The organism is Oceanobacillus sp. CF4.6 (genome assembly GCF_051262635.1).
In the GTDB taxonomy this organism is placed as follows: Bacteria; Bacillota; Bacilli; order Bacillales; family Amphibacillaceae; genus Oceanobacillus.
This window is the reverse complement of the sequence record NZ_JBIMEX010000003.1, coordinates 101,615-113,744: the sequence shown is the minus strand read 5'-3', so window position 1 is coordinate 113,744 and position 12,130 is coordinate 101,615. Positions and strand designations below refer to the sequence as shown.

Here is a 12,130-nt window from a genome sequence, read left to right as displayed (position 1 = left end):
GTTTGAGACAATGAGACCCTTGTTGGGACAGTAAACCTGTCCCTCTATCCGGTTTAAAGGAGGAGCAGATATGTTAAGAGGTTTTTATACAGCAGCGAGTGGAATGATCACACAGCAACGTCAGCAGGAAGCACTGTCAAACAATATTGCTAATGCGAACACCCCAGGCTATAAAGCTGACCAAACGTCCATACGCGCCTTTCCTGAAATGCTGCTAAATGAAATGGGTTCTTCCAAGAATATTCCAACTTCACAAGGTGGACTCAACCTACCTATTCAAAATACGATTGGTTCCATCAATACGGGTGTATACGTGCAGGAAACCGTTCCGAACTTTAAACAGGGTGATATAAGAGAAACGGGAATCTCAACGGACTTAGCTATTGTAAATGGGATGCTGCCCGATGAAACAGGTTCGCTGTTTTTCACAGTCCAAAATGAGGCTGGAGAAACGAGATTTACACGGAATGGTAATTTCACAGTAGATGGCCAAGGTTTTCTTGTAACAAATCATGGCTATTATGTGCTTGATGAAGCAGGCAATCCCATTCAAACAAACGGAATGGAGTTTAGACTCACTCCGGAAGGAATCTTGCAAACAGAGGATGTGGCTATACCTTTAGGAATTACATATACAGCAGATGCGAATACACTGACAAAAGAAGGAAATGACCTATTTGCAGGTGAGACAGAGGCTATCCCGGCTGGTACGACATATGCAATTCAGCAAGGTTTCCTCGAGCAATCCAATGTGAATACATTACAGACAATGACAGACATGATGACTGCTTATCGCATGTTTGAAACAAACCAGCGTGTATTGCGCGCCTATGACGAAAGTTTAGGTAAGACGGTCTCTGAAATAGGAAGAATCGGTTAAGACCTAAAGACGCTTCCCTCGTTTAGGGCGTATGGGCTAGCGTTGGCAACTTATGTTTGAAACAATAGGCAACACCTTTTTAAGGAGGGACAATCATGTCTCAGATGATGATACAGGCGGCTGTAACCATGAATCAGCTGCAACAAAAGCTCGATTTGATTGGGAATAACATGGCGAACAGTCAGACAACTGGATATAAAGGGCGTCAAGCCGATTTCAGCTCCCTGCTTATTCAACAAGTAAATAATTTGTCTGACCCAGCAAATGCTGAAGGTCGTGTGACTCCTGATGGCATACGGGTCGGTTCCGGAGCCAAATTAGGTTCAACAAATATTGATCTTTCATTAGGTTCCATCTTGGAGACAGATCGCGTACTGGATACTGCTTTAAAACAGGACAACCATCTATTCCAAATCCAGGTAAACGAAAATGGTCAGGAAAATACGCTCTATACGAGGGATGGCTCATTTTTTCTTAGCCCTGTGAACAATAATCAGGATCTCATGCTGACTACAGGTAACGGTAATCCCGTACTTGGTCAAAATGGTCCGATTGTTATTGCAGAAGGATTCGATTCCATCGATATCCGTGAAAATGGCCAGATCATTGTATCACGCGGAGGACAGACTGCTGTAGAAGCACAGCTTGCTGTTGTCGAAGCAGTTCGCCCAAGATTGCTTGAAGCAGCCGGTCAAAATCTATTCCGATTGCCTGATATGGAGAATTTAGGATTTGATGCTGCAGAAGTCATCCAGGCAACTGCCCCGAATGCAGATGTTTTGCAAAGCGGTGCTCTGGAACAGTCCAATGTTGATATCGCGCAGCAAATGGCGGATTTAATGGTAACGCAGCGTTCCTATCAATTTAATTCAAGAACGATCTCGATGGGCGACCAAATGATGGGACTCGTAAACCAACTGAGGTCGTAAAGCTTATCGGTTCGCAAAATATGTCAAAATACTATGTAATCACAAATTGTTATGGTAAACTGCAACTAAATAAAAGTACGTGATTTGTAAGGGAATAAGGAGTAACATACTATGTCTACGAACCAATCAGAAAAACAGTCAAGAAAGACGCTGAAGGAAGAAAAGGCCGCTGGAAAAAAGCGTACAAAACCTGTAGCATCCAAAAAAACTGTTTCAGAAACGGATAAGCAGACCCGAAAACAGCAAAAAGTAAAACAAAAAGAAGAAAAAAGGAAAAATAAAAAGCCTAGACGCCGTATTTTTCCGATTTGGCTTCGTATTATTGTTGTGCTAATTATTGCTGCTGCTACGTTAGTCGCTGGATTAATGATTGGCTATGGAATCATCGGTGACGGCGTACCAACCGACGCCCTCAAAAAAGAAACCTGGCAGCACATCATCGACATTGTAACAAAAGTGGAGTAATAACTAGACCACGGTCGCTGGAGCTAGCCGAAACAAAAGCATTTCATCTTTATAACCAAGATGAAATGCTTTTTTACTTTAGCCTGTATTCTAAAAGATTAGGAGTGCGGTTACTCATCCCCGCCGAAAGAATTGTTGTTATTGCTGCAAAGTATATAAAGTTCATTTCCAAACTGCGGAGTCTTCGGACACGTGCTATTCCCGTAGGAGTCACCGCCCGCCGCTCACCCGGACTGGTGAAGCTGTGTGACCCGGTTTTATATCAATCACTAAGGAGCTAATCGTTTGTAAGCTTAAAACCAGCTCTGGGGAAATATACGAAGACTCCAGCGGGAGGAAAGGCATAGGTGAGACACTGAAATGCGTCAGCATGAAGGGGCTCACCAGCCGCCCGCGAACCGTAAGTATATTTCCCCAGAGCGGTCGCCGAAGTTACTTACCCTAGTCCGCAGTCTATGCTTAAAAAAATCAAACATCACCTGTTAAGGAACTTTTCTGCCAGTTACCAGACGGAAAATCAAAACAACAAGTGCAATAACAAGTAGTAAGTGAACCAGACCGCCACCGATTTCAAATGCGAAACCAAGTGCCCATAAAATTAACAAAACAATCAGGATTGTCCAAAGCATATAAACCCTCCTTTACATCTAAAATTCGTATTAGTTAGTGCTATAACTCCGTAATTCCACATTTTACTTTTTTTGAAACACTTCTTTCGATATAATGACAGAAAGTACGAATCATAAAGGAGAACAAACCTATGTTGGATATTGAACAAATAAAAGAAATAATACCGCATCGCTACCCATTTTTATTAGTGGACAAAGTAACAGAAATGGAAGAAGGAAAGCGTGTCGTAGGATTCAAAAATGTAAGCATTAATGAACCATACTTCCAAGGACATTTTCCAGATTATCCGGTAATGCCAGGCGTGCTCATTGTTGAAGCACTTGCCCAAGTTGGAGCAATCGCTGTCTTAAACATCGAAGGAAATAAAGGGAAAATCGGTTTTCTGGCAGGCGTCGATAAATGCCGCTTCAAACGTCAGGTAAAACCAGGTGACCAATTAAAATTGGAAGTGGAAATCACCCGCATGAAGGGACCAATCGGAAAAGGAAAAGGCATTGCCACCGTGGATGGCGAACTGGCATGTGAAGCTGAAATTACATTTGCAATTAAATAAAGATGCAAGAAAGAAGAATTTACGCTTCATCGGAGGATCATCTCCAAATAGCCACCATTTTTTGTTAAATTCATGTAAAAAATAAGTATTTCTTCTTTATATATGGTTAAGCTAATTGCGATAGCGAACATCAAAAAGGAGGAAACTTGTTATGAAAAGCAAATGGCTTATAAAATTAGGTGCGCCTGTTCTGGCATTATCCCTAGTCACTGCATGTGGAACCGCTGATGAAGAAGAACCGGTTCAAGAAGAAGAAGCACCGTTAAATCAAGAAGAGAATAATGGCGGTATGAATGAAGACGAGGGCTTAATGGAAGAAAACGACGAATTCGATGAAAACAAGGATAATAACGGTATGAACAATGGTGAAACGAACGAAACACCTGCAGAATAATCCGAAGGGCTAGATTAATCTGTACACTAAAAAAGCAGAACAGCCCTAAGGTGTTCTGCTTTTTAGTTTTAATAGCACTATAATTTAATATCAATCTGATTTCCTAGTCTGGGGTGTTCGGGTACTGTTTCGTGCATCATTTCCATTAATTGAAGGCTCTGTTGTTGGGCAACGTCTTTGATGTTGTCCATAACAGCAAGGCTTGCGCTTGAACGAACCTGATTGTTTGACATAACTACGGATAAAGCAGCAATATCCATGAATCTAATCCCCTCCCGTAATGCTCCTATTATGGAAAAGTATACCATAATACAAACAGCGAATAAATCACTAATCAAATAAAAAAAGTATAAGCATCGACTTTTTCGAATACCTATACTTCATGCAACTCTCTATTTATCGTCGTCATCTTTTTTCTTTTCATTTCCCTGTGCCTTTTCCATTTCATTGGATTGAAGCTGTGATCCCTTTTCCGTATCTTTATCATCCTGCTGTACTTTTTTATTTTTATCAGCCATCGTATTGCCTCCTTGAATTTAAATATATCTATACATATGTCTACCCGTATGAAGAAAATAAAAAACATCTTCTAAATCGATGTTCACAAAAAGTTAATATGTATCTATCTTGTATTATCGGGTATGTAACCTATATACTAAAATAGTTCACGTATATCTACATCCTTTTCATTACATATGACTTACCGGTCAGTCATTTAATTTATTTTAAAAATGTATGAAGCAATAGTGCTGCTATTAAAGTATAAAAGAAACAGGTGATTATTTTTGAATGAGAAGAAAAGGAAATTGATTGAGGCAGGAATGCGATTATTTTCGGCAAAAGGGTATCATCATACTTCGATACAGGAAATAGCCTCTTCAGCAGGCGTATCCAAAGGGTCATTTTATATTTATTTTGAGTCAAAGGAACAATTTATTACGACAGCGATTCACCATTTTTATAACCAAATGACGGATAAAATGAAGAAGATTAGTAAGGCAAAACTCGATCCAAAGGAAAGTCTCGAGAAACAGATTACGACAATCATTGAATACATCTACACGTACAAAGACTTCATTATCATGCATTTACGGGAGAATATTTCAGTAGGTGAACAAACGGATAAAATGATGGAACATATGCAAATATCCAGTTTTCAGAGCATGCGAGAAAATATAAACCGTATTTACGGAGAAGAAGTAAACGAAATGATCGTCGATGTTGTCATCCAAATGGAAGGACTGATTAATACCTATTCCAAGTGGATTGTGATTGATGACATACACGTCGATCGGGAAAAGATTGGTGCTTTTCTCGTTAGAAGGCTGGACAATATTGTTACTGGGATGCTGCAGGATAAGGAAGTGCCATTAACGTTCCTTCCTGAAAAATATAATCGTATTCTATCAAGTGGCGAGGAGTTTGACCCAGTAGTAGCAATCATGAAAACAATGAAAGAGAAAATCTTATCCATGGAACCAGGTACAGAAAAAGTAAAAAAACTGCTAGACGCGTTTCAGTTGTTGGAAATTGAATTGGCCAAAAAGGAAAGGCAACCGATCATGATTCAAGGTTTGCTTGCACATTTCAGAGAAATACCGGAAGTACAGCAGGAATGTGAACAACTGGCCAAAGAAATGAAAATAGAATTACTAAAATAAGTGAATGGGTTATGGAAGGAGCACTATTAATGAAGAAAATGCTATTCGGATTAGCTGCAATACTATTCATTGGATTGCTGGCAGCATGTACAGAGGAAGAGAATGCCGAAGAGGAACAAGAGCGAATTGTTCCAGTAGAGACAGCTGAGGTAGAAACAGGGGACCTTGTTATTGAAAAAACACTTTATGGCCGTATGGCGCCAAAGAGCACAACACCGATTATGCTGCAGACTCCTGGTGAAGTAGATACATTGGAAGTTGAAAACGGTGCACAGGTCGAAGAGGATGACTTGATTGCAAGCATTTCAACGGCAGCTGGCAATCAAAATATCCGCGCACATAAGGATGGTCAAATTTTAAATATACAGGCAGTAGAAGATGAAATGGCTACAAATGAAGAGCCATTTGCCATCATTGCTGATATGGATCAAATGAAAGTGCAATTAACGGTGACAGCGAACGTTCGCTCACTTTTAGCTGTGGATGATACTTTTCCCGTCCTCATCGATGATAACGAATATGAAGCAACGATAACAGAAGTAGGTGCAATGCCGGATGATACAGGATTATATCCAGTAGAAGCAACGGTCGAGAACGAAGAAGCTGCTATTTTGTCAGGAACGATTGCTGAATTGAATGTTCTAGAAACAACGATTGAAGAAGCAACACTTGTTCCAACATCTGCCATTGTTCAGGAAGATGATCTTTCATTTGTTTATCTTGTACATGAAAATAAAGCACAAAAGGTAGAAGTTACGATTGTGGAAACACAATCCGAGAAATCCGCAATTGAAGGCGACGTAAAGGACGGGGATCAAATCGTGATTACAGGTCAGCTTACACTATCCGATGGTAATCAAGTGGATACAGCGGGAGGGGAATAAGTTTTGAAGTTAGTAAATACGTCCGTGAAACGCCCTGTAGGGGTCATTATGATCGTCCTTGCCATCATCGCTCTTGGAGTTGTCTCCGTTCGAAGCTTGGCAGTGGACCTTTTTCCAAAAATAGATTTACCGATTGCAGTCGTCGCAACAAATTATCAGGACGCTGCACCGGAAGATGTTGAAAATTTAATTAGTCGGCAAATTGAGTCCTCGGTCAGTTCGGTTGAGGGCATCGATACCGTTCAATCCCAATCTCAAGCGGGCTCATCACTCGTTATGATGATGTTTAAAAATGGAACAGATTTGGATCAGGCATTACTGGATGTCCGGGAAAAGGTGGATCAAGTAAAAGGGTTTCTGCCTGAACAAGCCGGCGAACCAAATATTTTGCGTTTCAGCCCGGATGCACTGCCGGTCGTTTACCTTGGCTTAACGGGGGAGGATGCAGCAAAATTAACTAATATTGCTGACGAAGAAATTGTACCATTCCTGGAACGTCAGGGTGGGGTCGCCTCTGTCACTATTGAAGGTGGAAAAACCCGTGAGATTCAGGTCGAAATGGTTCAGGCTAAAATGCAGCAATATGGAGTTACAACGCAGGGATTGATGCAACACTTAAGCAGCACGAACAGTTCCGCCTCCGTTGGGACAGTTGAGAAAGGAAATCAAGATCTCCAACTGCGTGTAACCGGCGAATTTGAATCATTGGATGATATATCAGAAACAATTATTCAAACGGAAACAGGGGCAACGGTGCTTGTTGAAGATGTTGCAGAGGTAACAGATACATTCAAGGAATCTTCTTCAACTACATTGGTGAACGGTGAACCGTCACTCGTTCTGTCCATTATGAAGCAAACAGATGCAAACACCGTAGAGGTCGCAACTAATATTCAGGAAGCAATAGCTGAAATAAATGGAGATTTACCGGGAGAAGTAAAGTTGGAAACAGTCATTGATACATCTGAATTCATTCAAATGTCAATCGACTCGGTAATTTCCAATATTGTAATTGGAGGATTGATCGCAGTATTCATTCTGCTTCTATTCCTAAAAAGCATTCGAGCAACGATTGTTATTGGTCTATCGATCCCAATTGCACTCATATCCACATTCGCTTTGATGTATTTTACGGGTCAGACATTAAACGTACTGACACTCGGTGGATTGGCACTAGGAATCGGAATGATGGTGGACAGTTCCATTGTTATTTTGGAAAATATCTACTCTTATCGCAAAAGAGGGTTCAGTCTATTTGATTCGGCAACAAAAGGTGCCTCTGAACTCGCACCTGCTGTAATCGCATCAACAACAACGACATTGGTCGTATTTTTGCCAATTATTTATGTAGAAGGTCTGGCATCTGATCTCTTCACACCACTGGCACTGGCAGTATCATTCTCACTGATCGCCTCCCTGGTGATCGCAATTACCTTAGTACCAATGCTCTCATCCAAACTGCTTTCCAAAGCAATGGAGGACAATGGGAGAGGGTACTGGTTTGATCGTTTTCTAGACTGGTTACGGAGCAAATATGCCAGCGGACTAAAACGTGTATTAAAATTCCGTAAAACGACCGTATTGGCTACAATCCTTGCTATTATCGGTAGTCTGGCATTGATCCCGATGATTGGTGCTGAATTAATACCGGCATCTGATCAAGGGCAGGCACAGATTACCGTCGAAACTGCTCCAGGAAGCAATCTGGAACATACAGAGGGTATTGCCGGGCAAGTGAATGAAACAATTAATGAATATGATGATGTGGTCGAAATAAGCTATGTCACCATCGGCGGAACAGGTTTCACAGCCGGTAATCAAGCAACCTATACGATGCAGCTAACACCTGCAGCAGAACGGGAACAATCGACACAAGACATTGTTACGGAAATAGATGATAAACTCCAGCACATTGCAGGAGCGGAAATAACCGCAAGTGCGATGGATGGTGGAATGAATATGGGAGATCCCATTTCCATCCAAATTAATGGACCAGAACATGAAGTTTTACGAGAAATTTCCGATCAGATTGTAACGGAAATTTCAGGCATAGATGGGGTATTCAACCCTTCAACAGCAGCTGCAAATGGTGTTCCGCAGATGACGATTTCCATTGATGAAGGAAAAGCAGCAACCCAAGGACTGACACAAGAACAAATTACCGGCCAAATCCAAATGCAGTTTAACGGGCAAGTAGTAACACAGTACCGTGAAGAAGGCCAGGAAATGGACGTCACATTGCTTTATCCAGAAGACGAACGCAGCACAATTAGTGACTTGAAAGATTTAAAAGTTCAGTCACCGACCGGAGCAAGCCTTCCATTGGAAGAAGTAGCAGATCTAGTTGAAGTTCAAGGCCCTGTCTCGTTATTAAGAGAAAATCAACAGCCACAAATGAATGTTACCAGTGCTGTGGTTGATCGGGATCTTGGAAGTGTTGTAGAAGATGTTGAAACAACATTGGATCAAGTGAGCCTCCCGGAAGGATATAGTATGACGATCGGCGGACAGGCGCAGGATATGGCTGAGTCATTTACAGACCTAGCCATCGCTTTAGTATTCTCTATCTTCCTAGTATACGCTGTGATGGCAGTACAATTTGAGAGCTTCCTGCAACCATTCATTATCATGTTTGCATTACCGACTACAATCATTGGGGTGATTGGAGGATTATACATCACAGGCATGTCTCTAAGCGTACCTGGATTTATCGGTATCATCATGCTCGCCGGGATTGTCGTAAATAACTCGATCGTACTCGTAGACTATATTAATATACTGAGAGGAAGAGGAATGGATAGATTCGAAGCCATCATTGAGGCAGGACGAAACAGAATCCGCCCAATTATGATGACAACATTGACGACCGTTCTCGCAATGGTTCCACTGGGGATAGGACTTGGTGAAGGCGCTGAAATGCAACAACCACTCGCAGTCACCATTATCTTTGGACTTTCCGTATCAAGTATATTTACACTATTCTTCGTACCAGTTATTTACACATTCTTTGATGACTTAAGTGCAAAATTTACAAACAGGAAAGAGAAGAAGAGGAAGAAAAAAGAAGCTTAGAATGAAAGAGGCTCTCCGCCTGAAGGAGAGCCTCTTTTTTGGATTTTTAAAAGATTGGTTGTTCGTTTAATCTATAAACTCCGAAGTAACTGCTGGTTTTCTATCAAGTATGCAGAACTTAGGCGACCGCTCTGGGAAATATACTTCGCTTTCCGCGGGCGGCTGGTGAGCCTCTTCATGCTAATGCATTTCAGAGTCTCACCTATGCCTTTCCTCCCGCTGGAGTCTTCGTATATTTCCCAGAGCTGGTGTTAAGCCTACAAAAGATTAACAGCTAAGTGATATTAGATAAAACAGTATCACAACTGCACCAGTCCGGGTGAGCGGCGGGCGATGACTCCTGCGGGAACAGCACGTGTCCGAAGACCAGAAGAGTGGTTTTCTCTTCGGGGCTGAGGCCGTGCCCGCGGAAAGCATCCGCCCAGAGCGATCCCGGACGGCGAGATAGCAGTTACTTCGCATTTTATATCAACTCTGTGGTGATTATTTAGCAACAAACATTACGAAGATAACCTTTTACATGTGTCATTTAAAATGAAAAGGGGAATACTAAACTGAACTTATCTTTGAAAACCAAGGTATGAATCACTAATGAAGGAGGCAACAACATTGTCCATATCACGAATTTTAAAATGGGTCACAGGAATATTAGAAGCACTGCTCGGATTCCCAATCCTCGGAGGAGCATATATTATTGCCAACGCATGGACACCACTAATTTTTATGCTAGTGCTACACATCGTTGCACTGATATTCACAAAAAGAGTCAATGGATCTATTATTGGTAATGTTTCCGGAATCATCACGTCACTTGTAGGATGGATCCCGGTTGTAGGAATGATTATGCATCTTATCACCGCCATTATCCTCATATTCTCTGCCATGCGCCCAGAACCCAAGCAGGTCGTATGATAGGATAGGCACTCTAGAAAGGTAAGCAAGCAGATTGAGAGTGCCCAACCCAGGCAAACCGCCAAGAGAAAGCTTCTTCATAAAAGATTATCCTATCTGATGCTTTAATTAAAAAAGCATATAGTAGATAAAATAAAAACGCTTGGATAGAATTAGAAATCTATCCAAGCGCTTTTTGTGTACCAATTCAAGTATGAAAGCGATACAAGCACTGACTTTTTCACAAATTATATAAAATTATATATACCACCAATGGAAACCATCGTTTGCAAGCAATTCGTCTGCTGCATCCGGTCCCATTGATCCTGATTTATAGTTAGGGAAATCAGCTGTATTTTTTGACCAAACATCCAAAATGGTGTCAACGAATTCCCATGAAAGTGCAACTTCATCCCAATGGGTAAAGTTAGTCGCATCCCCAACCATGCAATCATACAAAAGTTTTTCGTAGGCTTCAGGCGTATTGATGCCTGAAACAGCATTGTGATTGTATGCTAACTGGATAGGTTCAGAGAGTGCACCGTTTCCGGATTTTTTCGCATTCAGACAAAGCGTGATTCCTTCGTTCGGCTGAATATTAATGATCAATAGATTCGGATGTCTGTCATCATCCTTTTTAAAGTACAAGTTCATTGGAATATCTTTAAATTCAATCACAATTTTGGTCGATTTTTCAGCTAAACGTTTACCGGTCCGAATATAAATGGGAACTCCGGCCCAACGGTAGTTATCAATCAATAGCTTTCCAGCGACAAATGTTTCCGTATTGGAAGTTTCCAGCTCTTCTGCTTCATCGCGATAACCTTGAACGGCTTCCCCTTTCATTTCTCCACTATCGTACTGTCCACGTACAAAAAAGTCGCCGACCTGTTCGGGATCCATATTACGGAGTGCGCGCAACACCTTGATTTTCTCGGAACGAATCTCCTCGGTTGTTAAACTGATTGGAGGTTCCATGGCAAGCAGGGCAACCATCTGTAAAATATGATTTTGCACCATGTCTCTTGCTGCACCGGAATGATCATAATAGCGTGCCCGTTCCTCAACCCCAAGTGTTTCACTGGATGTAATTTGGATGTTAGAAATAAAACGGTTATTCCATAAATGCTCAAAGATTCCATTCGCAAAACGGATAACCTCAATATTTTGCACCATTTCTTTACCTAAATAGTGATCAATCCTGTAAATCTGCTGTTCATCAAAAGCAGCACGTAATTCCTTATTTAACACTTTTGCAGAATCCAAATCGCGTCCAAATGGCTTTTCAATCACAAGACGTGACCAGCCAGCCGATTCCTTCAAACCATATTGCTTCAGTTTATTAGCAATCGTTCCAAAGAATTCCGGCGCCATTGCAAGGTAGAAGACCCGGTTCCCTTCTGTTTGATAGGTACCTTCTAAATCATTAATTAACATATGAAGTCCATTATAGGAAGATTCATCGGTTACATCAAAAGGCTGGTAATAAAAATGAGATGCGAACTCCTCGAGATCCTCTTCCGGTGAAATAGCTTCATTAATTGATTTTGTCACATTTTCACGCAAAACGTCATCTGTCCAAGGCCGACGCGCTAAACCGACAACAGCAAAGTTCTTGCTGATCTTACCACTTTTATAAAGACGATAGATGGAAGGAAACAATTTTCGTTTAGCCAAATCTCCTGTTGCTCCAAATATTACAATAACTACTTTAGGTTGCAGCTCATTACTCATTATTAGTTTCCTCACTTCTTTTGAAAATATAGTTTCT

The 12,130-nt window shown here is 41.3% G+C and carries 13 protein-coding genes; 9 read left to right on the top strand and 4 right to left on the bottom strand.

Going from position 1 to position 12,130, the window contains the following annotated elements; translation table 11 throughout:
- Positions 1 to 70 precede the first annotated feature (70 nt).
- The 3 genes from ACHABU_RS07435 (at position 71) to ACHABU_RS07425 (ending at position 2,274) form a co-directional block, all read left to right on the top strand.
- Positions 71 to 880, top strand: a complete 810-nt coding sequence (locus ACHABU_RS07435; RefSeq protein WP_435763894.1) for a flagellar hook-basal body protein — start codon at positions 71 to 73, stop codon at positions 878 to 880.
- Positions 881 to 975: 95 nt separating this feature from the next.
- The gene (locus ACHABU_RS07430) at positions 976 to 1,809 is read left to right on the top strand and encodes a flagellar hook-basal body protein (RefSeq protein WP_435763892.1); all 834 of its coding nucleotides are present in this window, start codon (positions 976 to 978) and stop codon (positions 1,807 to 1,809) included.
- Between the two features lie 111 nt (positions 1,810 to 1,920).
- Positions 1,921 to 2,274, top strand: a complete 354-nt coding sequence (locus ACHABU_RS07425; protein WP_435763890.1) for a DNA-directed RNA polymerase subunit beta — start codon at positions 1,921 to 1,923, stop codon at positions 2,272 to 2,274.
- Positions 2,275 to 2,756: 482 nt separating this feature from the next.
- On the opposite strand, the gene ACHABU_RS07420 is transcribed toward ACHABU_RS07425, so the two are convergent.
- Positions 2,757 to 2,903: a lmo0937 family membrane protein gene (locus tag ACHABU_RS07420; RefSeq protein WP_435763888.1), complete on the bottom strand. Its 147-nt coding sequence runs from the start codon at positions 2,901 to 2,903 to the stop codon at positions 2,757 to 2,759.
- Positions 2,904 to 3,034: 131 nt separating this feature from the next.
- Here ACHABU_RS07420 and fabZ point away from each other — a divergent pair, with 131 nt between their 5' ends.
- On the top strand, positions 3,035 to 3,457 hold the full coding sequence (gene fabZ / locus ACHABU_RS07415; protein ID WP_435763886.1) for a 3-hydroxyacyl-ACP dehydratase FabZ: 423 nt from the start codon (positions 3,035 to 3,037) through the stop codon (positions 3,455 to 3,457).
- Between the two features lie 151 nt (positions 3,458 to 3,608).
- Positions 3,609 to 3,851, top strand: coding sequence for a hypothetical protein (locus ACHABU_RS07410; RefSeq protein WP_435763884.1), 243 nt, complete (start codon positions 3,609 to 3,611; stop codon positions 3,849 to 3,851).
- 77 nt (positions 3,852 to 3,928) lie between these two features.
- Here the strand turns inward: ACHABU_RS07410 and ACHABU_RS07405 are convergent, their stop codons facing one another.
- Together ACHABU_RS07405 and ACHABU_RS07400 are read right to left on the bottom strand one after the other, a co-directional pair.
- Positions 3,929 to 4,111 carry a YjfB family protein gene (locus ACHABU_RS07405; protein WP_435763882.1) on the bottom strand — a complete coding sequence of 61 codons (183 nt, stop codon included), beginning with the start codon at positions 4,109 to 4,111 and terminating at the stop codon, positions 3,929 to 3,931.
- Between the two features lie 132 nt (positions 4,112 to 4,243).
- Positions 4,244 to 4,369, bottom strand: coding sequence for a hypothetical protein (locus tag ACHABU_RS07400; protein ID WP_435763880.1), 126 nt, complete (start codon positions 4,367 to 4,369; stop codon positions 4,244 to 4,246).
- A 267-nt stretch (positions 4,370 to 4,636) separates the two neighbouring features.
- Between ACHABU_RS07400 and ACHABU_RS07395 the strand changes: the two genes are divergently transcribed.
- The 4 genes from ACHABU_RS07395 to ACHABU_RS07380 all read left to right on the top strand — a co-directional run bounded on the left by ACHABU_RS07395 (position 4,637) and on the right by ACHABU_RS07380 (position 10,380).
- Positions 4,637 to 5,512: a TetR/AcrR family transcriptional regulator gene (locus tag ACHABU_RS07395; RefSeq protein ID WP_435763878.1), complete on the top strand. Its 876-nt coding sequence runs from the start codon at positions 4,637 to 4,639 to the stop codon at positions 5,510 to 5,512.
- Positions 5,513 to 5,541: 29 nt separating this feature from the next.
- Complete coding sequence (locus tag ACHABU_RS07390) at positions 5,542 to 6,396, top strand: efflux RND transporter periplasmic adaptor subunit (RefSeq protein ID WP_435763876.1); 855 nt, start codon at positions 5,542 to 5,544, stop codon at positions 6,394 to 6,396.
- A 3-nt stretch (positions 6,397 to 6,399) separates the two neighbouring features.
- On the top strand, positions 6,400 to 9,468 hold the full coding sequence (locus ACHABU_RS07385; RefSeq protein ID WP_435763874.1) for an efflux RND transporter permease subunit: 3,069 nt from the start codon (positions 6,400 to 6,402) through the stop codon (positions 9,466 to 9,468).
- 609 nt (positions 9,469 to 10,077) lie between these two features.
- A complete protein-coding gene (locus ACHABU_RS07380) occupies positions 10,078 to 10,380 on the top strand; it encodes a hypothetical protein (protein WP_435763872.1) in 303 nt (100 codons plus the stop codon).
- Positions 10,381 to 10,617: 237 nt separating this feature from the next.
- Here the strand turns inward: ACHABU_RS07380 and zwf are convergent, their stop codons facing one another.
- Positions 10,618 to 12,093: a glucose-6-phosphate dehydrogenase gene (gene zwf / locus ACHABU_RS07375; protein ID WP_435763870.1), complete on the bottom strand. Its 1,476-nt coding sequence runs from the start codon at positions 12,091 to 12,093 to the stop codon at positions 10,618 to 10,620.
- Between the last annotated feature and the right edge of the window lie 37 nt (positions 12,094 to 12,130).

What these genes read in the sequence shown, in the direction of transcription:
- ACHABU_RS07425 (WP_435763890.1), top strand. Translation starts at nt 1,921, where the DNA reads ATGTCTACGAACCAATCAGAAAAACAGTCAAGAAAGACGCTGAAGGAA.
- ACHABU_RS07410 (WP_435763884.1), top strand. Translation starts at nt 3,609, where the DNA reads ATGAAAAGCAAATGGCTTATAAAATTAGGTGCGCCTGTTCTGGCATTA.
- ACHABU_RS07435 (WP_435763894.1), top strand. Translation starts at nt 71, where the DNA reads ATGTTAAGAGGTTTTTATACAGCAGCGAGTGGAATGATCACACAGCAA.
- zwf (WP_435763870.1), bottom strand. Translation starts at nt 12,093, where the DNA reads ATGAGTAATGAGCTGCAACCTAAAGTAGTTATTGTAATATTTGGAGCA.
- ACHABU_RS07430 (WP_435763892.1), top strand. Translation starts at nt 976, where the DNA reads ATGTCTCAGATGATGATACAGGCGGCTGTAACCATGAATCAGCTGCAA.
- ACHABU_RS07400 (WP_435763880.1), bottom strand. Translation starts at nt 4,369, where the DNA reads ATGGCTGATAAAAATAAAAAAGTACAGCAGGATGATAAAGATACGGAA.
- ACHABU_RS07390 (WP_435763876.1), top strand. Translation starts at nt 5,542, where the DNA reads ATGAAGAAAATGCTATTCGGATTAGCTGCAATACTATTCATTGGATTG.
- ACHABU_RS07420 (WP_435763888.1), bottom strand. Translation starts at nt 2,903, where the DNA reads ATGCTTTGGACAATCCTGATTGTTTTGTTAATTTTATGGGCACTTGGT.
- fabZ (WP_435763886.1), top strand. Translation starts at nt 3,035, where the DNA reads ATGTTGGATATTGAACAAATAAAAGAAATAATACCGCATCGCTACCCA.
- ACHABU_RS07405 (WP_435763882.1), bottom strand. Translation starts at nt 4,111, where the DNA reads ATGGATATTGCTGCTTTATCCGTAGTTATGTCAAACAATCAGGTTCGT.